This window comes from Sediminibacterium sp., assembly GCF_051860225.1.
In the GTDB taxonomy this organism is placed as follows: domain Bacteria; phylum Bacteroidota; class Bacteroidia; order Chitinophagales; family Chitinophagaceae; genus Sediminibacterium.
The window spans coordinates 1-25730 of sequence record NZ_JBHYEI010000003.1; the positions used below are offsets into that span (position 1 = coordinate 1).

Sequence of the window (25730 nt, forward strand, 5' to 3'; positions counted from 1 at the left end):
AAGGTAGATCGTTCTGCAGCTTACGCTACGCGTCATATTGCGAAGAACTTGGTAGCTGCTGGTGTAGCGGACGAAATATTAGTACAAGTGTCTTATGCGATTGGGGTGGCACAGCCTACTTCAATCAACGTGAACACCTACGGCACGGCTAAAGTAGAATTGACTGATGGTCAGATTGCTAAGATTGTAGAAGGTTTATTTGATATGCGTCCTTACTTTATAGAGCAGCGTTTAAAGCTCAGAAACCCTATCTACAGTGAAACTGCAGCCTATGGTCATATGGGTCGCAAGTCTGAAGTAGTTACCAAAACCTTTAAGACCCCAGACGGTAAAGAGAAGAAAGTAAAAGTAGAATTGTTTACCTGGGAGAAACTAGACCATGTAACGAAGGTGAAGAAGGCTTTTGGGTTAAAATAGCTATTGGGTATAAATTTTATGAACGGCTGTATAAAAAATACAGCCGTTTTTATTATATTCAATACATGAAATCAAAACTTATCTTTTTTGGTTCTCTAGCTGCGCTCTTATTTTTAGTTTTAAGAATTCAAGGCACAAGTTTAATTACAGAAACAACTCCGCTTGGCATTATAGACTTTGAATTTGCCAATACCCCAGAACGATTAAACAAAGTTTTGTTTGGTTGGTCAAATGCAGATATAAAAGTTAATATCTATTTAGACTTTGTTTTTATTCCTTTTTATGTATTGTTTTTCTCCAATGCAGTTCAAGCTTGTGCTAGTGTATGGGCTAATCAATCAATGAGTAATCTAGGATTGTTCTTACCTAAAGTTGTTTATATAGCGGGTGGATTAGATTTGATCGAAAATAAAATGATGTTGGATAGTTTTGCAGGTAGTTTTACCGACACATCATTGGTTTTAACCAGTTGTATTGCTGGGGCTAAATTTTTATTACTACTGGTAGTATTATTGTATCTTGTAATTAGTATCTCTTATCTCTTTTTCTACAAAAAATAATAATGGAATCCAACCCTTGGAAGATTGTTAGTGAAAAAAAAGTTTATACCAATCCTTGGATTTCTCTTACCGAATACAATGTAATTAATCCTAACGGCGGAAAGGGAATATATGGTAAGGTTCATTTTAAAAATATTGCAGTTGGCGTGTTGGTGCTAGACGAAAACCAAAATACTTATTTAGTAGGGCAATATCGCTTTACGTTAAGTTCCTATAGCTGGGAAATGCCTGAGGGCGGTAGTCCGGTGGGATCGGAGCCGCTAGATAGCGCGAAGCGTGAATTGTTAGAAGAAACTGGTCTTGTGGCCAAAGAATGGACTGAATTAATGCAAATGCATTTGTCAAATTCTGTAAGCGATGAATTAGCCATTATCTTTTTAGCAAGGAATTTATATCAAGGTGAGGCAGCGCCTGAAGAAACAGAGCAATTAGTGGTCAAAAAAATTCCATTTGCAGAAATGGTTAAAATGGTGGAGAATGGCATTATTACAGACTCTATGACGGTAGCGGCGGTATATAAAGTTCAACTCTTATTGTTGCAGGGAAAATTGAATTAATACATTTGCAGATGGCATTGAAAAAAACCTCCTTGATTATTGGCCGTCAGCCCTTGATAGAAGCTTTGCAATCTGGCAAAGCCATAGATAAAATTTTATTGCAGAAAAATGCAAGTGGTGAAGTAGTACACCAAATTCGCACGCTGTCTCGTGAACACAATATTCCTATTCAATTGGTTCCAGTTGAAAAATTGAATGGATTAACTAAAGCCAATCACCAAGGAGTAATTGCAATTGTTGCGTTAGTGCAATACCTAGATTTACAGCAAGTAATTGACCATGTTGTATCTGCTGGTGTTGCGCCTTTATTTCTAATGTTAGACGGAGTAACGGATGTAAGAAATATTGGTGCTATTGCTAGAACGGCGGTTTGTTGCGGTGCACAGGCAATAATCATCCCTGATAAGGGAGTAGGTGCATTAAATGAAGAGGCAATGAAAAGCAGTGCTGGAGCACTAGAGAAAATTCATATTTGTAGAGTAGGTAGTTTATTAAAAGCAGTGGACGATTTGCATTTAAATGGAATTGCGGTTTATACAAGTGAAATGAGGGCAGAAAAAAATGTGTACGATTTAGACTATACCATACCATGTTGTGTAATTATGGGGGATGAAGGGAGGGGAGTCCAACCTTATCTTGCTAAAGCAGCCGACGCTTTTTTTAAAATTCCAATGGCAGCAAAATTTGATTCATTGAATGTATCAGTTGCCACGGGTATGATTTTATATGAGGGAATGAAACAAAGAATGGGTGTTTCATCAGTTTATAAATAATGTTTTATTAAATGAATGATATTAATCAAATGATTTTGGTAGAATGTCCTAGGGATGCTATGCAGGGATGGAAAAATTTTATACCAACCAAACAAAAGATTGATTACCTCAACGCCTTACTTAAAGTAGGTTTTCAAGTACTTGATTGTGGAAGTTTTGTTTCAGCTAAAGCAATCCCACAAATGGCAGATACTGCAGAAGTATTGAATGCGTTAGACCTTACAAATAGTTCAACTAAATTATTAGTAATAGTAGCCAATCAGAGAGGCGCTGAAGAAGCTGTGACTTATAATCAAATTAGTTATTTGGGATTCCCTTTCTCTATTTCACCTAGCTTTCAATTAAGAAATGCCAACAGTAGTTTAGAAGAAAGTTTTGAAAGAGTGAAAGCCATTCAAGCATTATGTGTTGCACATCAAAAAGAACTGGTTATTTATTTGAGTATGGGTTTTGGTAATCCTTATGGAGACCTTTATAATGAGTCCATTTTGCTCTATTGGGCAGATCAAATGGCAGCGTTGGGCGTCAAAACCATTTCTTTAGCAGATACAGTAGGATTAGCCAGTCCTGAGCAGATATTTAGTGCCTTATCAATTTTAATTCCTCAATATCCCCAAATTCAATTTGGCGTCCATTTACACGCTAGTGCTGCTAATTGGGAGCCCAAACTGGCTGCAGCGATTAATGCGGGCTGTAATAGGATAGATGGGGCTTTAAAAGGGATTGGCGGATGCCCAATGGCCCAAGATGATTTAGTTGGCAATATGGATACCGAGTTGATTATTCCATACTTGGTCTCTAAGCAAAAAATCAAAGGAATCAATTTCCAACAATTACAACTTTGTAGCAATATGGCATCGGTTGTTTTTCAATAATGTAAAATGAAATTTCATTACGAATTCCCAATCAAAAAAATTCCTGTTCCGCTAACCCATTATCATAAAACATTGATGATTGGTTCTTGCTTTACTGAGAATATCGGTAATTTATTGAAGCGTCATTGCTTTACTGTTTTAGAGAACCCAAATGGAATTTTATTCAATCCAGTTAGTGTTGTAGAAGCTGTAGATAGTTATATTCATCAAAAGCAAATTAATGAATCAGATTTATTCTTATTAAATGAAACCTGGCATAGTTGGAAACACCATAGTCGTTTCTCGGATATAACTCCTGCAGCAACAGTAGCTAAAATTAATGCTTCTACATTTGCAGCAGGTCAATTTTTGAAATCGGCTAGTCATATTATGATTACATTAGGTTCCGCATGGGTTTATCGGTTAACAGATGCTGCAGATGGTGAAGCAGGATCTGTTGCTGCAAATAATCATAAAGCGCCTTCAACATGGTTTACAAGAGAATTATTGACTGCCGAAATAACACAAAAATTATTGCAACAAATGGTTGATAGTTTGCTTAAGCTTAATCCATATTTGCAAATCATTTTTACCATAAGTCCAGTAAGGCATTTACGTGAAGGAGTGATTGATAATAATAGAAGCAAGGCAGTATTAATTCAGGCAGTGCATGATTTGGTAAATCAAAATGTTGCTACATATTATTTTCCGGCATATGAGTTAGTGATTGACGATTTGCGTGATTATCGTTTTTATGCGGAAGATTTGGTGCACCCCAATTACCAAGCTACACAATATGTTTGGGAAAAATTGGTGGATGCTTGTATAGCAAAAGAAGCTAGCGATTTATTTAAATTAATTAAAGAAATAAAATTAGCCTACCAACATAAGCCATTTAACCCGCAAACCATTCAGCACCAACAATTTTTAAGAAAATATGAAAATGAAACAGCGCGATTGATGGAACAGTTCCCATTTATTCAATTAACCGATGAACTAAATTATTTTAAAACAGGGTTTGTACCCCGTGAGCAATTTTAAACTCGTGTTGTAATAACCATTTCTTTCTCCACATACCTCCTGAATAGCCTGTTAAAGATCGGTCGCTACCAATTACTCTATGGCATGGTACGATAACTGCAATTTTGTTTTTACCATTTGTAGTTGCTGCTGCTCTTATTACTTTGGGGTCTCCCAATTTTTTGGCTAAATCGAGATAACTAATGGTTTTTCCAAACTCTATATCAATTAATTTATTCCAAACTCTTACCTGAAAATCAGTTCCATTCTGGTGAATAGGTAAATCAAAATGTCTTCTTTTTCCATGGAAATATTCAATTAATTGTTCAGTGCATTGGTGCATTATTTCAGTAATACCAGGTTCTCCATGGATTAACTGTTCTTTATTATCTACAAAGCTTAATTCGCCAATATACTGATCAGTGCCTCCAATTTGTAAAAGCCCTAATGGACTTTCATAATAAGTATAATGCAATTCACCCATTTAAGAATAACTTATAGCTTGATTAAATATAATAAACTAATTGGTTTATTATCCAATTTTAAATCCGTTTGAAGTAGGATGGTCAGGCTGAAGTAGTATAACTTGTTTGTTTTCATCATATACCCCTAATACAAGACATTCACTAAAAAAGTGTGCAATTTTTTTAGGGGGAAAGTTTACAACAGCAATGATTTGTTTGCCTACTAATGTATTTGGTGTATAGTGTGCAGTAATTTGTGCGGAAGATTTTTTTAATCCTAATTCACCAAAATCAATGGTAAGCTGATAAGCGGGTTTTATGGCTTCTGGAAAGGCGTTTGCTTCTAGAATAGTTCCTATTCGGATATCAATTTTTTCAAAATCACTCCAAGTAATCATTTGTTTGATTCAGCTAATATGCTAGCCAATTGCATCAGTTCTTCTTTTTTATAATTGTTCTCGTCTTTACAAAAGCATTTTGCTACCTGCTTAATAAGTTGCTGGATAATTTGAGGATGACTTAAGGGAGTAAAATAGTTTTGATCTATTGAGAGTCCCATTCTTTTTAAATAAGTTTCTATGTCGGTATGGGTATAAGCCTGACCATTGGTTGCATCTACAAAAAAGAGAATTTGATCTCTATAGGGCATGTCTGCTTCTCCAAATTCAAATTCAGAATTAAAAAATGCAATAATTGATTGTTTTGGGATACCAATAATTTTCGCATTTACGTCTAGCTTTTCACATAAAACTTGATAGATGATACTATTGGCTATTGCATTTCCTTTTTTAGTATCTAACACTTTATGAATGAAAAATTCATCAGGATTTTCATATTTTAATTCAATTCCTTTTAAGTGATAGTAATTGTAAATAATACTGCTCAGCACATTAGCTTGTTCTAGTGGCGTTAAAAAGCTATTAAGTTCTAGCCAAACATTTCTTCTAATTTTTTCTATATCTTGAATTACTGGTGCAATTGATAAGTCGGGGTATTGAAATTTAGCTACTAAGAGTGCTCCAAACAATAAGTCTGGACAAGCACTGCTATTCCACTCTTTTATATCATGTTGTAAATCTGTAAAATGTAACCGATGAATAATCATTTCAATTCTTTCTTGAATGACTTCATTTGGTGTAGTTTCCCATAGGTGCTCCAAATTTGGAATTACTGGTTTTCCATAGCCTACCAGTTTTTCTGTAACAGTTGTATATACAACTTCATCTGGGTCATCAATGAGGGTAAACAGGGCATTTAATTCTTTGGTCTCCTGCATATTGAACTTAAATTCTCACCAAACTAAATTAATTTTTGCCGAATAGTCAAGTATAAGTTATTCCACTCTTGTGGATATAACCTGTTTTTTCAACATAATAATTTAAACAGTTAGTCGTTGAATTGTCATTTCTATCTTAAATTAGTATTATTAACACCAAAACTGAATGTTATGGGTTAACTTTGTTATTATTAATTTTTTTGAATGAGTACATTTACAATCCCCAAATTTCCTGCTGTTAAGCAATCCCTTCACTTAGAGTTGAAAAAAAGAGTTCAGGCCTATTTTGATGAAAGAGGCATTGATGCAACTGGAACCCCTAAATTATTTACAAAAGCAATTGTAATGGTAATTGCATTTGTAATTGTGTACACCCACTTGGTTTTCTTTACACCTGTTTGGTACTTTGCTTTAGCTGAATGTTTATTGTTAGGTGGTTTAGTTGCAGGTATAGGTTTTAATGTTATGCACGACGGTAGTCATGGTAGTTTTAGTACTAATCGTTGGGTTAATAAATTTGCTGCTTCTTCTATTAGCTTATTAGGGGCAAATCATTTTATGTGGAATATGAAGCATAATATGATCCACCATAGCTTTACCAATATTGACGGTGTAGATGATGATATTGAAGTGGGTATACTTATGAGAATGGCTCCAACCCAAAAAAGAATAGGGGCTCATAAGTTTCAACACTTATACTTTTGGGTATTATACATGTTACTATATGTATTTTGGATTTTCTTTACCGATTATAAAAAATATTTCACTCAAAAAATTGGAAATGTTCCTTTGAAAAAAATGAGCACGGCAGACCATATTGAGTTCTGGTTGGTTAAAGTTTATCATGCTGCTGTATTTATTGTCATTCCAGTTGCTATTGTTGGTTGGGTAAATTGGGTAATTGGTTTTGTTGTCATGACTTTCTTTGCAGGTTTTGTATTAAGTATTGTATTTCAATTAGCGCATACCGTAGAGCATACCGAATTCCCTGTTGCAGACATTGAAACCCATAAATTACCTGATGAGTTTGCTGCTCATCAGATTAAGACGACCGCTAATTTTGCTACCAAAAATAAATTGATTAGTTGGTTAGTTGGTGGATTGAATTTTCAAATTGAACACCATTTGTTTCCTAAGATTTCTCATGTACATTACCCTGCAATAAGTGAAATTGTGAAGAAAGTATGTCAGGAATATCAAATTCAATACATAGAATATCCTACTATGCGTAGAGCTGTTGTTGCCCACGTTCGTTTCTTAAGAGAAATGGGTAGAGCGTAATTTCAATTATTTGTAATCACGATAAAAAAAACTCCGATTAATAATCGGAGTTTTTTTGTGCTATTAAGCCTTATTTATTTTATTTTTTTTGCTGCTTTTTTGGGCGCTGCTGCTTTTTTCGTAGCTGCTTTTTTAGCGGGTGCTTTTTTTGAAGCAGCTTTCTTAGGGGTAGCTTTTTTAACTGTAACCTTTTTAGTGAATGCCCCAGGAACCTGTTCTTCAATTAAACGCTTAACTTCTTCTAATTCAATGTTAGCAAGGGTTTCAGGAGTATGTTTATTGCCATCTGCTTGCTTTCCTAATTTAAGCATCTTCTTTTGAAATCGAATGAATGGTCCCCATCTGCCATTTTCAATCGCTATTTTTTCTGAAGGCCATTGTTTGATAAAACGATTCGCTTCTTTTTCCATTTTCTTTTCTATTAATTCATTAATGTCTTGTTGACTTAATGAATCAAAATTATAAGCCCTTGGAATGTTAATAAATAAGTCGTTCCACTTAATGAATGGTCCAAATCTTCCTTTTCCTTTTGTAACGGGTAATTCATCGTAAAATGCAACCGGTGCATCCGCCGCTTGCTTTTCTTTCAATAATTCAATTGCACGATTTAAATCCATTTCGTGTAGATCTTCTCCCTTAGGAATAGAAATGAATTGTTCTCCTAATTTAATATAAGGACCAAATCTTCCAATATTCACTGAAAGTTCTGCCCCTTCGTATTCCCCCAATGTTTTAGGCAATGAAAAGAGTTCCATTGCTTCGTCCATGGTGATGGTTTCAATGCTTTGAGATTGCTTTAGTTTTGCAAATCGAGCTTTGTCGTTTTCATCACTGGTATCGCCAATTTGAACCATTGGTCCATATCGCCCCATTCTCGCAATAACTCTTTTTCCTGATACAGGGTCAATTCCCAATTCTCTTTCTCCTTTGGCGCGTTCAGCATTTTCTAAAGTGTGTTCTATGGTTTCATGGAATGGTTTATAAAAACCATCAATCATATTATTCCACTTTAAATTTCCTCCTGCAATTTCATCAAACTCCGCTTCAATTTTAGCTGTGAAACCAAAGTCCATTACTTTATTAAAATGTTGCTTTAAAAAGTCGGTCACTACCATCCCTAAATCTGTTGGGAATAATTTACTTTTTTCGGCTCCTGTATTTTCTTGAATAATTTCTTTTTCAATCTGATTATTGGGAGTAAGTGTCAATAATGCCGCAGCTCTTTTTATTCCTTCTTTGTCACGCTTTTCTACATAGTTGCGTTTCAAAATAGTTGAAATGGTTGGTGCATAAGTTGACGGACGCCCAATTCCTAACTCTTCCAGTTTTTTTACTAGGGATGCTTCAGTATATCTTGCTGCTGGCTTAGTGAATTTCTCGCTGGCATTCATGTACAAGAAATTCAATTGTTCATTTACTTTAATGGGAGGGAGCATACCTTCAGTACTTTCTTCATCTTCTTCATCTTTACCCTCCATATACACTTTTAGAAAGCCATCAAATTGCATAACTTCTCCACTTGCTGTAAGTAATTCTTTATTGGTACTTATTTCAATTTTTGCAGTGGTTTTTTCAAAAGCAGCATCACTCATTTGTGAAGCAATGGTTCTTTTCCAAATTAATTCATATAAACGTTTACACTCGTCGTCTTCTACCGTATGATTGCTCATATAGGTAGGTCGTATGGCTTCATGCGCTTCTTGCGCATTTTCATTTTTATTTTTGAATTTACGAGGTTGGTGGTATTTGGCTCCGTAGCTATGATTGATTTCTTTGCTAATATCCGCTAATGCAGTTTCGCTTAATGCAATACTGTCTGTTCGCATATAGGTAATCTTTCCACTCTCGTATAGCTTTTGCGCAATGAGCATGGTCTTACTTACACTATACCCCATTTTGCGGGATGCTTCTTGTTGTAGGGTAGAAGTGGTAAAAGGGGCTGCAGGGGTTCTTTTGGCCGGTTTAACTTGTATGTCTTTAACTAAGTATCCTGCATTTTTACAACTTTCTAAGAAAGATTCCGCCTCTTCTGTTGTATGCAGTCTTCCTAGCCCCTCAGCTTTAAACTGAACCAGTTTCCCATTAATGTCAGTGGCACTAAAAGTGGCTTCTATTTTATAAGAGCTTTCCGAAACAAAATGATTGATTTCTCGCTCTCTTTCTACAATTAATCTTACTGCAACACTTTGAACCCTTCCTGCACTTAGGCTTCTTTGCATGCCTATTTTGCGCCATAATACTGGGCTCAGCTCAAATCCTACCAAACGGTCTAAAACCCTTCTGGCTTGTTGTGCATTTACCAAGTTCATGTTGATGATTCTTGGGTTATCTACCGCTTTCTTTATAGCTGGGGCGGTAATTTCATGAAAGACAATGCGTTTGGTTACTTTAGGGTCTAATCCTAACACTTCGGCTAAATGCCAACTAATACTTTCTCCTTCACGGTCCTCATCCGATGCCAACCATACTTCATCTGCTTTTTTGGCCATCTGCTTAAGTTCCTTTACAACTCTCTCTTTTTCTTCAGGAACCTTATACCTGGGTTGATAATGATTATTAACATCAATGCCCATATCATCTTTTTCAAGGTCTCTGATATGACCATAACAACTTCTCACGTCAAAATCCTTACCTAGAATTTTTTCAATGGTTTTTGCTTTTGCGGGCGACTCAACGATCAGTAAATTTTTAGCCATGTACGAAATCCGATTCTACGGTTTTACTTCAATTATTAGGAACAAATGCTTTGCAATATTAGGGGAAACCATTAAATCACAAAAAATCTCCGTTTGAGGGGGATTGAATAAATGCCAAAATACGCTCTCTTGTGCTGGCTTCTTTATACACTTGATTATGTCCTAACCCCTTGGTAATAAAGAATTCTGTTGAAGGGATGGTTTCTGATAATAAGGGTTCTACGTCTTTAAAAGTACAAATGGTATCTGTTTCGTCATGTATCCATAAAACTTGTGCTTTCAATGTCCTTACCACCCTTGCAACAGAAAAATAACTAATTGGTTTTCCTGCCAAGTTGGTTACATACTGTTGAAAAGCTTGTTTTACAGCAGGTGTAACCGGGATAAGTGTAAATAAATTTTCAATTGCACTTTTAGTTTCAGTTGCGGGGGCAATCAATACTAATTTTCTTTCACTGGTATTTAACATAGATTCAAAAGCCAAAGCAGCTGCTAGGCCACCCATAGAGTGAGCTATTATACCATATAAAGGGCCAAAATTTGCTTCTATTGCTAAAATGGTATCTCGGTAAATTAATGAATGAATTCGTTTCCCATCACTAATTCCATGTCCAGGAGCATCAAAAGCCAAAACTTCAAATCCTTCTTTTATAAGCGCTATAATATATTGTTCAAATTTGTATGAGTAACTGCTAAAGCCATGTGCAATCAAAACCTTTTTTGATTGGGCTAAGTCGGATTTCCATTGGAACCCCCTAACTGTAATCCCCCCAATATCAACTGATACTGGCAATGATTGATGGAAAATGGGGGGGATTTTGGGCGATTTTTTTGATTTATAGGGGGTGCAAAATAAATCAAATGCTTCTGTAGCTGCTTTTTCAGGCGATACCATTCCTATGGTCCTAATTTTTGCCTTGTAATATTTCAGCATCAATCGCTGACTCAGTTTCATCTTCATTTTGCAAAGATATTTAATTAATAACTCTAAACTTTTTAGTAATAAATCGGTTAATACCAATTTTGAAATACTTTTGCAATCCAAATAGTGATTATGTATACGATAGAAATAGATTTTGAACAAAAAGGCTTAGAAAAAGTAGTTTTAAATAATATTTCACCTGATCAAAGCTTATTAGAAGTTTGCTTAGACAATGGAATTGAGCTACATCATAATTGTGGTGCTGTTTGCGCCTGCAGTACCTGCCACTTGTATGTAAATAGCGGTGCAGAATATTTAGAAGAATTAAGCGATCGGGAAGAAGATTTTATTGATCGCGCGGTCAGTCCAAGAATCAATTCTAGATTAGGCTGTCAGTGTGTTTTACAACCAGGCTCAGGAGTCATAAATATTACTTTACCTGACCAAACCCAATTTTTGGGAGAATAATTAGTTTAACTTATTAACGTCTTACTATGAGTCATTTTGAGCCACCCATTAATTGGAACGATCACGAAGATATTGCCATGAAATTATATGAAAGATTTGGGGATGATTTTACTGAAGCTAAAATTTACCGCATTCGTTTCACTGATTTATTGGAATGGGTTTTAGAAATTCCACGCTTTGAGGGAACCAGAGAACAAAGTACTGAAGGTCATTTAGAAATGATTCAAAGTGCTTGGGTTTATGAATGGAGAGATAATCAAAAATAAATATGCTGGAACAGTTCAACTATATCAATACTTTCATATTTGACATAGATGGCGTTTTAACAGACGGCTCCTTATTGGTATTGGCCAATGGGTTAATGGCCCGTAGAATGAATATTAAAGACGGGTATGCCTTGCAACTAGCTATTAAAAAAGGGTATCAAGTGATTGTTATTTCGGGGGGGGATTCCCCTGAAGTTAAAGAACGATTAAATAAGTTAGGAGTTGAGTCGGTACACATGCAAGTAACAGATAAGTTGAGTTTGCTCAAGTCAATTTTGAGTGAAACAAATACTGCTCAAAATAGTTGCTTATTTATGGGGGATGATATCCCTGATTTGGCATGCATGAAATGGGTTGGTCTTCCTGTTTGTCCTGCAGATGCTGTTGCAGAAATTAAAGAAATTTCCATATACGTCTCTTCAGTATCCGGAGGAATGGGATGTGCAAGAGATGTGATTGAAAAAGTGATGAAATTGAGGGGCGATTGGAATGAAGATATCTCAGTAAGGGCACAATAATATTTTTAATGAATTTCTATTAACTACTTACTCAATAACACCATTTGAAATTAATTTCAGCTTTTCTGCGTTTGGTAAGATGGCCTAACTTGGTTTTCATCGTTATTACTCAATTTTTATTTGAATGGTGTATTTATGCAAGGGTGTATCCTTTAGAATTCGAAGCATCTAATCATTTTCAATTTTTATTAATTCTGCTTGCATCGCTATTCATAGCTGCGGCTGGATATATAATTAACGATTATTTTGACCAAAATATCGACCAGATTAATAAACCAACTAAAATGGTCGTGAATACTATTATCAATAGAAGGTGGGTGATTTTTTGGCATATGTTATTGAGTTTGGCAGGGTTGTTTTTTACTATGCTGGCATTGCCGATTCAACTTTATTGGCACTTGGTTTTAGGAAATTTAGGGGCTATCCTCTTGCTTTGGTTTTATTCTACCAATTTTAAAAAACAACTGTTGATTGGTAATATTATCATCTCATTATTAACTGCATGGGTTATTTTAATCCTATTTTTTTCCAAATTCCCTCTTTTGTTAAATGAGCTTCTCATAGTTGATCATGATAAAGTAAGGTTTTTTAGGTTGTCTATTTTATATGCATCCTTCGCATTCATTATCTCATTGGTAAGAGAAGTAGTAAAAGATATGGAAGACATTGAGGGAGATCAAAGATATGGATGTACTACCATGCCAATATTGTGGGGGATAAGGGCTAGTAAAGTATTTATAGCCGTATGGATGGTGGTACTAATTGCCGCATTAATTATTTTGCAGATTTATGTATTGGGTCTTGGATGGTGGGAAAGTGCTCTTTACTGTTTCATAATGATCATCTTACCCTTAATGGTCATTCTTAAAAAATTATATCATGCTAGTAATTCAGCCGATTTTCATGTAGTAAGTACCTGGATTAAACTAGTTATGTTTACTGGAATTGTATCCATGCTTTTTTTTAGATTTTATTTGCAATAAACATGATAAGAACCCCAGTTATTCTTGCTTCTCAAAGTCCTCGGAGGAAAACCTTGCTGGAGTGGGCGGAGGTTTCATTTAAAGTTGAAGTTGTTCCAACTGATGAAAGTTTTGATCCAAATATGGAAGCAGAAAGGATTCCCATTCATATTGCTAAAGCCAAGGCGTGTGCAGTAAAAAATAAAATGCTTGCATCAAATGAGCAGGTCAATCATATATTTTTTTTAGCGGCTGATACGGTGGTTGTATTAGATAAAGAAATTATTAATAAGCCTGCAAATAGAACCGAAGCTATTGAAATATTGCAAAAGCTATCAGGGAGAAAACATAGGGTGATTACTGGTGTCGTTATTATGCTAAATGAAGTTGAAGTTGCTTTTTCTGAAACAACGCATGTGCATTTTCATCCCTTGACTAAAGCGCAAATTGAATATTATATTGATCACTATCAACCTTTTGATAAAGCAGGTGCGTATGCCATTCAGGAATGGATTGGGGTAATTGGTATTGCCTCAATAACGGGGGATTTTTATAATGTAATGGGTTTGCCCATTAGCAGGGTGGTTCAAGAACTAACCACCCTGGATCAAAAAGTTGTATAGGCAATTAAGGTTGTTGAATTCAACGGGGCAGCAAATTAAGTTTTACTGGTATCTTTTACCAGTTGAACTGAAGATCTAGCTCTACGTCGGGATGTAAAGTTCTCTCCACTGGGCAGGTTCTAGCAGTATTTTCCAAGATCGCTTTTTCTTTATCACTTAAATGTTTGAGCGATTCCGGAAATTGAATGATAACAATTATTTTACCGATTCTTCTAGGGTCACTATACATGACTTTAGTAACATCGGCTTTGGTTCCATCTAGTACAATATTGTCCATAGATTGCGCTTTGATTCCCATGGTGGTAATCATACAAGATGCTAAAGCGGTTGCAACTAAGTCGGTAGGAGAAAACCTTTCTCCTTTTCCCTTGTTATCGGTTGGGGCATCGGTTTCTATTGCTGATCCACTTTGTAAATGAGTGGCTGTTGTTCTTAGATCACTGGTGTAAATAATTTGTGAAGTCATTGCATCAATTTTGCTTTAAATTTACCTATAACAAATCAAATGGAAGTGAAGAAACTATTTTTAATATTATTCCTTTTATCGGGAACAGGGTTGTTGGCTCAGAAAAAACAGCTTTCAGAAGCAGCTATGCAACGTGCGCAAAAGAAAGAAGAACGCAAAGAGAAAATTAATCAGTTAATAAAACAAGAGGAAGAGGGTGCACTAATTTTCAATAAACAAAATGCCTTTAGCATCAACTTAAATACGGACGGTTGGGGCCTTAAATTTGAAAAAGGGAAATATAAAACAATTACCACCACCAATATTATGTGGCTAGAGTTAGGAGAAAGAAAACATCCTAAAGAAGAGCGAATTCCTACACTATCTTCTTCTGGAGGCTTTATTTTGATTTCCAATTATATTTATGGTAAACAAAATAACTTTTATTACTTAAATCTAGGTTTTGGGCAACAAAAGTTGATTGGAGGTAAAGGGAATAAAAACGGAATTGCTGTTTCCGCAATATATGGCGGGGGTATTACTGCAGGTCTCCTAAAACCTTATTATTTAGAAGTACAGAACCAACAAACTGGAATAAGTGAGCAAATAAAATATGATGGCACCAACTCAACTGCTTTTTTAGACCCTAATCGGATTTTAGGCAAGGGAGGTTTATTTAAGGGATTTGGAGAAATGAAAGTAGTTCCTGGGGCCCATGCAAAACTTGCATTAAGATTTGATTATGGTAGATACAATGAATTGCTTTCTGCAATAGAAGTTGGGGTAAATGCTGCTTATTATTCACAGAAAATGCCCATTCTTTTACTAAATGAGGAAAAAAACTTCTTCTTTAATGCCTATGCTGCATTCACTTTTGGTAGAAGAAAGTAGTTAATTTTGTAATCAATTTAGAATTGTAGCGCATGCAAGAATTACCTGTAGTACCCAAAATGCCAACTGATACCATCACTACTGCTGATACCCCTTTAAAGAAACCCAACTGGTTAAGGGTTAAATTACCAATTGGAGAGAGTTATAAACATGTAAGAGGCTTAGTAGATACCCATAAATTACATACCATTTGCGAAAGTGGTAATTGCCCCAATATGGGTGAATGTTGGGGTGAGGGGACAGCTACATTTATGATTTTGGGTAATATTTGTACCCGTAGTTGTGGATTTTGTGCTGTAGCAACTGGGCGTCCCTTGGCGGTTGATTTTGATGAACCACAAAGAGTTGCTGAAGCCATTCACTTAATGAAAGTAAAGCATGCTGTAATTACCAGTGTAGACAGAGACGAATTAAAAGATGGGGGTTCAATCATTTGGTACAATACCATCAAAGCAGTCAAAACCCTTAATCCTACCACCACTTTGGAAACCTTGATTCCAGATTTTAGGGGGTTCAAGGATCAGATTCAACGCATCATTGATGCAGCCCCTGAAGTGGTTAGTCATAATATGGAAACAGTTGAACGTATTACAAAACAAGTAAGAATTCAAGCTAAATATAGAAGAAGTTTAGAAGTATTAGAAACCTTGAAAAAAGGAGGCATGCGTACAAAAACAGGGATTATGTTGGGATTGGGTGAGGCCAAGGAAGAAGTGGTTCAAACCATGAAAGATTTAGTTGCTGTAGGTACAGATGTTATTACTTTAGGACAGTATTTGCAACCTACTAAAAAGCATTTGCCAGTGCAACGTTTTGTGCATCCAGATGAGTTTGCTGAATTAAGAGAAATAGGCTACAGTATAGGATTTGATTACGTTGAAAGTGGCCCCTTAGTTCGATCATCTTACCATAGTGAAAAACATGTTATTCCTGGTTATGGGGTTAACAAGTGGAAGATGGAAAAAGCAGTTAATGTATAAGGTACTATTCTTATTTTTTTTAGGACCACTATTTGTTATAGGGCAACCCAATTGGGTAAATGTAGACACTGCTTTTGGTGTTTTGCCCAACCATGTTCATGTGTATTTTTCAAATGACTCTTTGAATGGTAAGCCCAATAAAGCTTATTATATAGCAGTTCCTTTAAATGAAAAAGAATTAGATTTTCTGGTAGCTGTTGGTAATGGTAAGCGTTTTACGCCAACTGAATATTATCAACAGCATAATGCCCCTTTATTAGTTGTAAACACCACTTTCTTTGAATTTGTAGAAAATCGTAATCTTAATGCCGTCGTTAATAAAGGCCAGTTGCTTGCATTTAATTTACACAATATTGCAGGTAAAGGGAAAGACACTTTAACTTATCGCCATGCCTTTTCAGGAGCAATTGGAATTAGTAAAAATAGGAAGGCTGATATTGCTTGGTTATTTACAGACAGTGCAGCTAAATACCCTTTAGCTTCTCAAGTACCAGTACCATTTTTTAAAGATAGTATTGCGGTGCTGAAAAAAACAATGCTACCTGGGAATTTTAAAAAATGGAAAATGCAAACTGCTGTTGCGGGAGGTCCCGTTTTAATTCAAGCAGGTCAAATTAATATCTCCAATAATGAAGAGCAAAGATTTGCGGGTAAGCAAATTAATGATAAGCATCCTAGGACTGCAATGGGTTACACTGCAGACGGGCATTTAATTGTTATGGTAGTAGAAGGAAGAAATCCAGGTATCGCTGAAGGAGCTAGCCTAACTCAGTTAGCCGAATTAATGCAATCCACTGGTTGTGTTGAGGCATTAAATTTAGATGGGGGAGGAAGTAGTACTATGCTGATCAATGGTAAAGAAACCATCAAGCCAAGCGATAAAACCGGGCAACGCCCGGTTCCCGCTGTATTTATTATTTCATCTCCCAAACAAGGGCAGAAGCGCCTAATATAGCTGCATCTGATTCTTTTAAATGGCTGACTAGAATTTTTACTTTATTCTGAAATACCTCTACCAAATTGGCTTCCATATGTTCACGGGTAGGCTTTAAAATAAAGTCTCCTGCTTTGGTTAATCCTCCAAATAATACAATGGCTTCGGGGCTAGAAAACATGACAAAGTTGGCCAATGCCATCCCTAAAATTTTACCCGTATAATCAAATATTTCTTTGGCTAAATCATCGCCTTCAATAGCGGCTTCATACACTTTTTTCGAATCAATTTTATCGGTAGGAATATCCCTTAACAAACTTGGTTTATCGCTTTTTTCAAGAAACTCTATAGCACTTAATCTTACACCAGTTGCCGAAGCATAGCTCTCTAAAGAACCTCTTTTGCCCGTGCCCTCATGGTATCTTCCGTCTGGAATAATAATATTATGGCCTAATTCTCCAGCAAATCCATCATGGCCATAAATTAATTTCCCATTCGCAACGATTCCACTACCAACCCCTGTACCAAGGGTAATCATGATAAAGTCGTTCATGTCTTTTGCTGCGCCATACATCATTTCTCCTAATGCGGCAGCATTGGCATCATTTGTAAGAACAACGGGTAATTTGAATATATCTTCAACCATTTTCCCAAAAGGGATAATTCCCTTCCAAGGTAAGTTTGCGGCATACTCAATCGTATTTTTATAAAAGTTGCCATTGGGCGCCCCAATTCCTATTCCTTTAATTCTACCTGCCCCTCCTGCTTGTTCTATTAAGGGGGCAATATTTTGATAAAGTTCTTCTATATAGGGCATTACTTCAGAATGATTCCTGGTACTCATTTCACCAGAGAATAATAAATTTCCTACTCTATCTACAATCCCATATTTGGTACCAGTACCACCAATATCAATTCCTACGGCTAATTGTTCCATTCCTGTTGAATTAGTTCTATTATCTTTTTTAGTATTCATATATCGATCTTTCAAATGATTAATGTCCACTTCCAACTTGTGAATCAAAATCTAATCCTTGTGCTTTCAGTACGTTTTTCATTTTGATAGCTAAGTAAATTAAAAATGCAAAACATGCGGCTGCTAATAAATAAGATTGGTGCATGCCCACTACTGAAAGGTCTCCTATAGCACCTTGCAATGGTGGAATAATTGCACCTCCTAAAATCATCATGATTAAAAATGCAGACCCTTGACTGGTATACTTTCCAAGGCCACCAACGCCTAAAGAAAAAATACAAGGCCACATTACTGAACAACATAAACCACCTGCCATAAAAGAGTAAACAGAAACTAAACCATTCGTAAACACCCCTATCAACATTGCTATGGTAGCCAATGTAGACACAGCGATTAATGTTTTAACGGGTTTTTCTTGGCCATAAAAAAAGGCTGCTATAGCTAATGCAATGTATACAGCATATCCAAATAAATCAGACACATCGCTTCCGTATAAATTATTTACATAAAGAACCACACCAAAAGCAAAAAAGGGAACCAAAATAGTAGCAATGGTTTTGCTCATGCCCTTCAAATTAAATACACCAATCGCACCAGTCCATCTACCAATCATTAAGCTACCCCAATAAAGGGATACATATTTGGAAATTTGACTTTCTTCTAAACCTGCTTCAGTTAAATAGCCTGGGATTTTTAATAAAGCGCCAAAATTGTTATCGATGGTTACTTCAACTCCGACGTAAACAAAGATTCCAATCATACCATAAATTAATTGTTGGTATTTCATAGCGCCCCAACCAGTTGGATTTTTAACCGCTTGGTTATTGGAATAAAATAAAATTCCTACCACTGAAATAAGTGATAAAAGTAATAATGTTAATTTAGGCACTTCAGTAAACTGACCTACAATGATGATAAGACCAATTAAAAATGTCATCATTAATAAAGAGGATGCAGCTTTATTTGCTTTCTCAAATTTTTCGTCGTTTTTGCCTTCAGGTAATTTTGATAGAGCGAAGAAAATCGCAACAATTGCAAATACGCCAGCTACTATCAAATACAAAGTATTGATATTGGTTACGGTAACTTCTGCATTTGCATTACCTACTGATCCAAATAAAAAGAAACTTACAATAATCGGTCCTAGCGTAGTTCCTAGTGAATTGATGCCACCCGCTAAATTTAATCGGTGAGAACCCGTAGAAGGGTCACCTAATGTAATCGCAAATGGTTGAGCAGATGTTTGTTGTAAAGAGAATCCTAATGCAACAATAAAGAATGAACCAAGAATAGCAGGAAAAGAATTAGCATTTGCAGAGGGTATAATTAATAAAGCACCAACAACTGAGATTCCCAAGCCGTAGATGATTCCTTTTTTATAACCTATCTTATTTAAGATATCGTATCCAAATAAATTAGACAAAATGAATAGGATTAAGGATCCTATAAAATAAGCTCCATAAAATGCAGATCCAATTAATTGTGATTCAAATTGGTTTAACTGAAAATGATTTTTTGCAAATGGGATGAATATACTGTTTGATGCAGCAATAAAACCCCAGAAAAAAAATACGATTACCAGTGTAGCAAGCGCACCGGTGTTAGTAGGTTGTTTGGTTTGACTCATATCAATCGTTCGTTTTTAGAATAATGGAAAATAGGAATAATTGGTCGAAGGAAAAATTTTAAAATCGTAATTTGATGGAATCGCTTAATTGGTTATCTTGAAATTTGAAGATTTAATTCTTTCTTATGGAAATTATACATGTTAGTGCTGAATGTTATCCTATTGCCAAAGCTGGCGGATTGGGGGATGTAGTAGGTGCTTTGCCTAAATACCAATGTAAGTCAGGTGATATTGCTAAGGTCATAATGCCCATGTATAGAACCAAGTTCTTATACGAAAATGATTGGACGGTAGATTTTAAAGGTAGTGCCAATCTGGGTAACTGGTATTTTGAATTCACCGTAATTAAAGAACCAACTAATAAGCTTGGATTTGACCTTTTCTTAATTGATATCAATGGCTTATTAGATCGCCAAAAAATATACGGATATGATGATGATGCAGAGCGTTTTACCGCATTTCAAATTGCGGTAGTGAGTTGGATAAGCAGTTGGGAACACCAGCCTGATGTGGTACATTGTCATGACCATCATACAGCCTTGATTCCCTTTATGATGAAGTACTGTTATGACTTTCAGCATTTAGCATCGGTTTCAACGGTAGTGACTATTCATAATGGTCAATATCAGGGTTGGATGGGGTGGGATAAAAGTCTCTACATTCCTCGGTGGGATCTTTGGAAGCGCGGGATGCTTGATTGGGCAGGCAGCATTAATCCCCTAGCATCTGGTGTGAAATGTGCCGATAAAGTAACCACTGTGAGTTGGAGTTATATGGATGAGTTGAGAGAAAATGCCAATGGATTGGAAGCTTTATTTGAATTTGAGAAGGGTAAATGTGTAGGTATTTTAAATGGAATTGACAATGATGTTTGGAATCCATCAACAGATACATACATAGAGAATCGTTTTACTGTTAAAACAGTCACTAAAGGGAAAGAGCAGAATAAAAAAATACTCTGCGATCAATTTGGATTGGATATTACTAAACCTTTATTTGTTTTTATTGGAAGATTGGTTGGAGAAAAAGCGGCTGATATTTTGCCTGATGCAATCAAAACTGCAATTCATCAAACACAGGGAAATGCTTGCTTTTTAATTTTGGGTAGTGGAGAAACGAGTATTGAATGGGAGTTACAACAAATGACTAATGAGTATAAAGGTATTTATAATGCTTATATTGGTTATAATGAGCAGTTGAGTCATTTAATATATGCTGGGGCTGATTTTTTGTTGATGCCTAGTAGAGTAGAACCATGTGGACTCAATCAAATGTATGCTATGCGGTATGGAACTGTTCCTGTAGTGAGAAGTACAGGTGGATTAAAAGACACAGTAACCGATATGGGTGAAACAAATGGTTTTGGGATACGATTTAATAATGCAACTATTGATGATTTGGCTTATTCTATTGGCAGGGGGGTGTCCGTTTACCAAGATAGTAATCATATGGAGTGGATGCGAAAGCATATGATGCAAATAGACCATTCTTGGGAAGGTACTGTTGATGAATACAAAAGGGTATATTTAAGTTTAAAATAAATAAGTTAATTTCAAATCAATATCAAATAAGCAATCAAGTATATGAAAACATTTTCGCAATCCGTTTTGGCAGTAATATTAGGGGGTGGAGCAGGAACGCGGCTTTTTCCGCTAACAGCGAGCAGATCTAAACCGGCTGTTCCTATTGCAGGTAAATATCGCTTAGTCGATATACCCATTAGTAACTGTATCAACAGCGGAATTAACCGCATGTTTGTTCTTACTCAATTTAATTCTGCGTCTTTAAATAAGCATATTAAAAACACCTATCATTTTAGTGCTTTTAGTACTGGCTTTGTAGACATATTAGCGGCAGAACAAACGCCTGATAATCCAGGATGGTTCCAAGGTACAGCCGATGCGGTAAGACAATCTTTGAGACATATTTCTAATTTAGAATACGACCATATTTTAATTTTAAGTGGTGATCAATTGTACCAAATGGATTTTGGTGATATGCTCAAGAATCATATCAGTAGTAATACTGATATCTCTATCGCTACTATACCGGTAGATGATAGAGATGCTCCTGAATTTGGTATATTAAAAACCAATGAAGAGAATGTGATCACTTCTTTTATTGAAAAGCCCAAAAAAGAATTATTACCTGAATGGATTAGTGACACTGGTGCAGAAATGCAAGCAAAAGGCAGGAATTATTTGGCTTCTATGGGTATTTACATTTTCAATAAAAAAATCTTAGATAAATTATTGAATGAGGCACATCCAAAAGCAACTGATTTTGGTAAGGAAATAATTCCCGATTCTATAGAAAATTATAAAGTGTCTAGCTTCCAATATGATGGATATTGGACTGATATTGGAAATATCTACTCTTTTTATGAAGCTAACTTGGCCTTAACTCAAGAGATTCCACCATTCAATTTATTTGATAATGATAAAACGGTTTACAGTAGAGCTAGAATGTTGCCTCCAGCAAAAATCAGCGGCACTACTTTAGAGAAAACCATTATTGCGGAAGGTTCTATCATTCATGCAAGCCGAATTGAACAAAGCGTAGTAGGTATCCGTTCCAGAATTGGCCATGGAACAACTGTAGTTAGTACTTATATTATGGGTAATGACTATTATGAAACTATTGAAGAAATGGAGCTGAATACCAGTAAGGGACTTCCTAAAATTGGAATAGGCGAACGTTGTTATATCAAAGACGCGATTATCGACAAGAATTGTAGAATTGGAAATGATGTTCGAATTAATGGGGGCAGTCATTTGGCTAATACAGATCATCCACTTTACACTGTTAAAGATGGGATTGTAGTGGTTAAAAAGACTGCAATACTTCCTGATGGCTTCGTAATTTAAGCGAATAGTCACCATAAAAAATTATCAAACATCCTCTTTATGAGGATGTTTTTTATTGTATATTGGGATGTGTATTCGATACACAATATTTATCATCAACAACGATTGCTATGTCTACCTCTTCAAAAGCGGTATTGCCTAAACTGAGTTTTTGGCAAATCTGGAATATGTGTTTCGGATTCTTTGGAATTCAGTTTGGATGGAGTTTGCAAATGGGCAATATGAGTGCCATTTACGAATACTTGGGGGCTTCCCCTGAACAAATTCCTGGATTATGGTTAGCTGCACCAATGACTGGATTGATTGTTCAGCCTATTATTGGTTATATGAGCGATAGAACCTGGCATCCTAAGTTGGGCAGAAGAAGGCCTTATTTTTTGATAGGTGCTATTTTAAGTTCATTGGCATTATTCATCATGCCTAATTCTTCAGCTATATGGATGGCTGCGGGGGTTCTCTGGATTTTAGATTCTTCGATTAATGTTAGTATGGAACCTTTTCGAGCCTTTGTTGCAGATAATTTGGATAAGAAGCAACAACCCATGGGCTTTGCTATGCAGAGTATGTTTATTGGATTGGCTTCTTTTGTAGCAGGTTATTTGCCACAAAAACTGGTACAATGGTTTGGCGTGTCTAGGGATAAAACGGCGGGGGGCATTCCGGAAAATATTATGTATTCTTTTTACATAGGCGGAGCTGTTTTTTTATTGGCCGTTTTGTACACCGTAATTAAGAGTAAGGAATATCCGCCTACTGATCCTGATTGGAAAAACAAATTAGATGCAGAGGGCAAAGGTATTATGGGTGGTGTAAAAGAAATTTTCACTTCAGTTGCCAATATGCCAGATCAAATGAAGCGATTGGCTTTGGTGAATTTTTTAACCTGGCCTGGCTTGTTTTTGATGTGGTTTTATTATAGTACAGGCGTTGCTTCGGATATCTTTGGAGGTAATACCACCACTTCAAGTGATTTATACACGCAGGGTTTAGAATATGCGAATACTACTTCTGCTATTTTGAACTTAGTCACATTTGGATTCTCTTTTACGCTTCCTTTTTGGGTAAATAAATTAGGTAAAAAATATACCCACACCATTTGTTTGTTATTGGGCGGTGCAGGATTAATATCGGTAAACTATGTTACAGAGCCATCCTATTTGTATTTATCAATGGGATTGGTAGGTATTGCATGGGCTTCTATTTTGTCTATGCCTTATTCTATGTTAGCGGGTTGTATACCCCCACAAAAAATGGGTATTTATATGGGCATTTTTAATTTCTTTATTGTACTGCCAGAAATTATTGCCTCCTTATTTTTTGGGAACGTAATGGAAACGGTACTTCATAATGATCGTTTGCTAGCAGTACAAGTAGGGGGGGGATTGCTTATTGCAGCTGCAATTGTATGCGCTATTGTCGTAAAAGAAAATGAATAATTTCAAATGCATTATATGTCTAGAATTATAAAAATTGTTGGGTGCTTACTATTGGCCTTTAATTTATACGCACAGAGCAAGATTGATTTGTATCCAACTAGTTGGTTCGTAGGGATGAAATGGAATAAAGTACAGTTGATTGTTCGCAATACAACAACAGATTTCTCCAATGCAAAACTAAGTGTAAATTATGCGGGTATTCAATTAACCAAAGTACATTCCTTTGATAATAAAAAATATTTAGCCCTTGATTTAGCGATCAGTCCTACGGCTAAACCTGGTAAAGTCAAAATTAAAATAACAAGTTCAGAAAATGTAGAATCCATTGAATGGGAATTGAAGCCACGTAGAAAAGGAATGGGAAAAAACTTTGCTCAAGGGGTTAGTTCCAAAGATTTCATTTATCTATTAATGCCTGATAGATTCAGTAATGGTAATCCTTCAAACGATATAGTGTCTGGTTATAAAGATAATTTAGTAAATCGGAAGGATCCGATCAAAAGACATGGAGGAGACTTGGAGGGTGTGGTGAATAATTTAGATTATTTGAATGATTTGGGTGTTACGGCTGTTTGGATGACTCCTGTTTTAGAAAATGATATGCCATTGCAAAGTGAGCAAGCTGGGATGATGGCAGGATATCATGGTTATTGGTTCACCAATCATTATGCAATCGATAAAAGATTAGGTGGTGATGAAGGGTATAAAAAAATGATTGAAGCGGCTCATGCAAAGGGGATTAAAATTATTCAAGATGCAGTATACAACCATGTGGGTAATGAACATTGGATGTATAAAGATGCACCAAGTAAAGATTGGATTAATCATTGGCCTGCATATACAAATACTAATCATAGAGATGAAGCCATATTTGATCCAATGGGTAATGCTGCAGATAAAAAAGTAATGTTGGATGGCTGGTTTGTTCCTCATTTGCCAGATCTTAATCAACGTAATCCTTTTGTGGCTAATTTTTTAATTCAACATGCTTTGTGGACAGTTGAAGAATTTGGTATAGATGGTTGGAGAGTGGACACGTATAAATATTGTGATGAACAATTCTTAAACAACGTGAATAATGCCTTAGAAAAAGATTTTCCTACCATCAGCATTTTTGGCGAAGCAGTGGCTAATACTGTAACAGGTAGTGCTTATTTTACCAAGAATAATATGCAGACTGCTTTTAAGCATAATGCCCCTGGTACTACTGATTTCCCGTTGAGTTATGCCATGATGGATGCCATCAATAAGCCATTTGGTTGGACAGAAGGCTTGAATAAATTATACATGACACTCTCTCAAGATTTATTGTATCAAGCGCCTGAGAAAAATTGCATTTTCTTAGACAATCACGATATGGAAAGATTTGTATCAATGATTGGGTCAGATATGAATAAATACAAAATGGGGATGAATTTATTATTGACTCTTAGAGGGATACCTCAATTGTATTATGGAACAGAATTGTGGATGAAAAACTTTAAAGATCCCAATGATGGAATGGTGCGATTAGATTTTCCTGGAGGTTTTCCGAATGATGATAAAGACAAGCGGGTAGTTAGCGGCCGTGATCAAACTGAAAATACTGCTTTTAATTATGTGAAAACCCTGGCTAATTTTCGGAAACAAAACACTGCATTACAAACAGGTAAAATGATGCAATGGCTTCCCAATGATGGGCTTTATGTTTACTTTAGGTATGACCAAAGTTCAACAGTAATGATTCTATTGAATACTTCCAATAAAATGAAAACGGTTTCTTTGGCCAATTATTTGGAAAGAACCAATGGATTCAATGGCTTCCAGGATGTTATGACGGGAGTAAAGGGGGTAAATAATATTGAGCTTGGTCCTATGGAATCTAGGGTAGTTTTGTTAACCAAATAAATATAATAAGTTAACTTTGATTAAAGTCAA

At 35.8% G+C, this 25730-nt stretch carries 27 protein-coding genes; 19 read left to right on the forward strand and 8 right to left on the reverse strand.

All coding sequences use genetic code 11. From position 1 onward, the window contains the following. From ACTIEI_RS10490 to ACTIEI_RS10515, 6 genes are all read left to right on the forward strand, one after another. A partial coding sequence (locus ACTIEI_RS10490; protein ID WP_439506248.1) for a methionine adenosyltransferase domain-containing protein occupies positions 1-417 on the forward strand: 417 nt, incomplete at its 5' end. A 65-nt stretch (positions 418-482) separates the two neighbouring features. Beyond that, a complete protein-coding gene (locus ACTIEI_RS10495) occupies positions 483-977 on the forward strand; it encodes a hypothetical protein (protein ID WP_439506249.1) in 495 nt (164 codons plus the stop codon). 2 nt (positions 978-979) lie between these two features. Then, positions 980-1534, forward strand: coding sequence for an NUDIX domain-containing protein (locus ACTIEI_RS10500; protein ID WP_439506250.1), 555 nt, complete (start codon positions 980-982; stop codon positions 1532-1534). A gap of 11 nt (positions 1535-1545) precedes the next feature. After that, on the forward strand, positions 1546-2307 hold the full coding sequence (gene rlmB, locus ACTIEI_RS10505; protein WP_439506251.1) for a 23S rRNA (guanosine(2251)-2'-O)-methyltransferase RlmB: 762 nt from the start codon (positions 1546-1548) through the stop codon (positions 2305-2307). An 11-nt stretch (positions 2308-2318) separates the two neighbouring features. Next, on the forward strand, positions 2319-3182 hold the full coding sequence (locus ACTIEI_RS10510) for a hydroxymethylglutaryl-CoA lyase (protein ID WP_439506252.1): 864 nt from the start codon (positions 2319-2321) through the stop codon (positions 3180-3182). Positions 3183-3188: 6 nt separating this feature from the next. Then, positions 3189-4202 (forward strand): GSCFA domain-containing protein, encoded by a 1014-nt coding sequence (locus ACTIEI_RS10515; RefSeq protein ID WP_439506253.1) that lies wholly within the window; start codon positions 3189-3191, stop codon positions 4200-4202. Here the strand turns inward: ACTIEI_RS10515 and ACTIEI_RS10520 are convergent. From ACTIEI_RS10520 to ACTIEI_RS10530, 3 genes are read right to left on the reverse strand one after another with little or no spacing between them, the layout of a single operon-like run. Then, the gene (locus tag ACTIEI_RS10520; protein ID WP_439506254.1) at positions 4168-4665 is read right to left on the reverse strand and encodes a methylated-DNA--[protein]-cysteine S-methyltransferase; all 498 of its coding nucleotides are present in this window, start codon (positions 4663-4665) and stop codon (positions 4168-4170) included. The two genes, ACTIEI_RS10515 and ACTIEI_RS10520, sit on opposite strands and share 35 nt — an antisense overlap. Positions 4666-4713: 48 nt before the next feature. Continuing rightward, complete coding sequence (locus ACTIEI_RS10525; protein ID WP_439506255.1) at positions 4714-5043, reverse strand: tRNA-binding protein; 330 nt, start codon at positions 5041-5043, stop codon at positions 4714-4716. Further along, the gene (locus tag ACTIEI_RS10530) at positions 5040-5921 is read right to left on the reverse strand and encodes a transglutaminase family protein (protein WP_439506256.1); all 882 of its coding nucleotides are present in this window, start codon (positions 5919-5921) and stop codon (positions 5040-5042) included. Before ACTIEI_RS10530 ends, ACTIEI_RS10525 begins: the two co-directional genes overlap by 4 nt. Before the next feature lie 204 nt (positions 5922-6125). Between ACTIEI_RS10530 and ACTIEI_RS10535 the strand changes: the two genes are divergently transcribed. Next, a complete protein-coding gene (locus ACTIEI_RS10535) occupies positions 6126-7202 on the forward strand; it encodes a fatty acid desaturase family protein (protein WP_439506257.1) in 1077 nt (358 codons plus the stop codon). Positions 7203-7276: 74 nt separating this feature from the next. Here ACTIEI_RS10535 and topA read toward each other — a convergent pair whose 3' ends face one another. Further along, positions 7277-9898, reverse strand: a complete 2622-nt coding sequence (gene topA / locus ACTIEI_RS10540) for a type I DNA topoisomerase (RefSeq protein WP_439506258.1) — start codon at positions 9896-9898, stop codon at positions 7277-7279. 76 nt (positions 9899-9974) lie between these two features. Further along, positions 9975-10859: an alpha/beta hydrolase gene (locus ACTIEI_RS10545; protein ID WP_439506259.1), complete on the reverse strand. Its 885-nt coding sequence runs from the start codon at positions 10857-10859 to the stop codon at positions 9975-9977. A gap of 93 nt (positions 10860-10952) precedes the next feature. Here ACTIEI_RS10545 and ACTIEI_RS10550 point away from each other — a divergent pair, with 93 nt between their 5' ends. From ACTIEI_RS10550 to ACTIEI_RS10570, 5 genes are read left to right on the forward strand one after another with little or no spacing between them, the layout of a single operon-like run. Beyond that, on the forward strand, positions 10953-11288 hold the full coding sequence (locus ACTIEI_RS10550) for a 2Fe-2S iron-sulfur cluster-binding protein (RefSeq protein WP_439506260.1): 336 nt from the start codon (positions 10953-10955) through the stop codon (positions 11286-11288). A gap of 26 nt (positions 11289-11314) precedes the next feature. Then, complete coding sequence (gene iscX, locus ACTIEI_RS10555) at positions 11315-11554, forward strand: Fe-S cluster assembly protein IscX (RefSeq protein ID WP_305537016.1); 240 nt, start codon at positions 11315-11317, stop codon at positions 11552-11554. 2 nt (positions 11555-11556) lie between these two features. Beyond that, positions 11557-12072 carry a KdsC family phosphatase gene (locus tag ACTIEI_RS10560; protein ID WP_439506261.1) on the forward strand — a complete coding sequence of 172 codons (516 nt, stop codon included), beginning with the start codon at positions 11557-11559 and terminating at the stop codon, positions 12070-12072. Positions 12073-12116: 44 nt separating this feature from the next. Next, positions 12117-13055, forward strand: a complete 939-nt coding sequence (locus ACTIEI_RS10565; RefSeq protein ID WP_439506262.1) for a geranylgeranylglycerol-phosphate geranylgeranyltransferase — start codon at positions 12117-12119, stop codon at positions 13053-13055. 2 nt (positions 13056-13057) lie between these two features. Next, positions 13058-13657 carry a Maf family protein gene (locus ACTIEI_RS10570; RefSeq protein WP_439506263.1) on the forward strand — a complete coding sequence of 200 codons (600 nt, stop codon included), beginning with the start codon at positions 13058-13060 and terminating at the stop codon, positions 13655-13657. Between the two features lie 55 nt (positions 13658-13712). On the opposite strand, the gene ACTIEI_RS10575 is transcribed toward ACTIEI_RS10570, so the two are convergent. Continuing rightward, complete coding sequence (locus ACTIEI_RS10575; RefSeq protein ID WP_439506264.1) at positions 13713-14123, reverse strand: OsmC family protein; 411 nt, start codon at positions 14121-14123, stop codon at positions 13713-13715. 45 nt (positions 14124-14168) lie between these two features. Here ACTIEI_RS10575 and ACTIEI_RS10580 point away from each other — a divergent pair, with 45 nt between their 5' ends. From ACTIEI_RS10580 to ACTIEI_RS10590, 3 genes are read left to right on the forward strand one after another with little or no spacing between them, the layout of a single operon-like run. Next, complete coding sequence (locus tag ACTIEI_RS10580; protein WP_439506265.1) at positions 14169-14993, forward strand: hypothetical protein; 825 nt, start codon at positions 14169-14171, stop codon at positions 14991-14993. A gap of 32 nt (positions 14994-15025) precedes the next feature. After that, on the forward strand, positions 15026-15973 hold the full coding sequence (gene lipA / locus ACTIEI_RS10585) for a lipoyl synthase (protein ID WP_439506266.1): 948 nt from the start codon (positions 15026-15028) through the stop codon (positions 15971-15973). Continuing rightward, the gene (locus tag ACTIEI_RS10590; RefSeq protein WP_439506267.1) at positions 15966-16928 is read left to right on the forward strand and encodes a phosphodiester glycosidase family protein; all 963 of its coding nucleotides are present in this window, start codon (positions 15966-15968) and stop codon (positions 16926-16928) included. Before lipA ends, ACTIEI_RS10590 begins: the two co-directional genes overlap by 8 nt. Here ACTIEI_RS10590 and ACTIEI_RS10595 read toward each other — a convergent pair. Together ACTIEI_RS10595 and ACTIEI_RS10600 are read right to left on the reverse strand one after the other, a co-directional pair. Then, positions 16888-17883 (reverse strand): ROK family protein, encoded by a 996-nt coding sequence (locus tag ACTIEI_RS10595; protein ID WP_439506268.1) that lies wholly within the window; start codon positions 17881-17883, stop codon positions 16888-16890. The genes ACTIEI_RS10590 and ACTIEI_RS10595 overlap by 41 nt on opposite strands. Before the next feature lie 19 nt (positions 17884-17902). Next, positions 17903-19510: an MFS transporter gene (locus tag ACTIEI_RS10600; protein ID WP_439506269.1), complete on the reverse strand. Its 1608-nt coding sequence runs from the start codon at positions 19508-19510 to the stop codon at positions 17903-17905. A gap of 125 nt (positions 19511-19635) precedes the next feature. Here ACTIEI_RS10600 and ACTIEI_RS10605 point away from each other — a divergent pair, with 125 nt between their 5' ends. The 4 genes from ACTIEI_RS10605 to ACTIEI_RS10620 all read left to right on the forward strand — a co-directional run bounded on the left by ACTIEI_RS10605 (position 19636) and on the right by ACTIEI_RS10620 (position 25700). Next, positions 19636-21051, forward strand: a complete 1416-nt coding sequence (locus ACTIEI_RS10605; protein ID WP_439506270.1) for a glycogen synthase — start codon at positions 19636-19638, stop codon at positions 21049-21051. Between the two features lie 42 nt (positions 21052-21093). After that, the gene (locus tag ACTIEI_RS10610) at positions 21094-22377 is read left to right on the forward strand and encodes a glucose-1-phosphate adenylyltransferase (RefSeq protein ID WP_439506271.1); all 1284 of its coding nucleotides are present in this window, start codon (positions 21094-21096) and stop codon (positions 22375-22377) included. 110 nt (positions 22378-22487) lie between these two features. After that, positions 22488-23813: an MFS transporter gene (locus ACTIEI_RS10615; RefSeq protein WP_439506272.1), complete on the forward strand. Its 1326-nt coding sequence runs from the start codon at positions 22488-22490 to the stop codon at positions 23811-23813. Positions 23814-23828: 15 nt separating this feature from the next. After that, complete coding sequence (locus tag ACTIEI_RS10620; protein ID WP_439506273.1) at positions 23829-25700, forward strand: alpha-amylase family glycosyl hydrolase; 1872 nt, start codon at positions 23829-23831, stop codon at positions 25698-25700. The last annotated feature ends 30 nt before the right edge of the window (positions 25701-25730 follow it).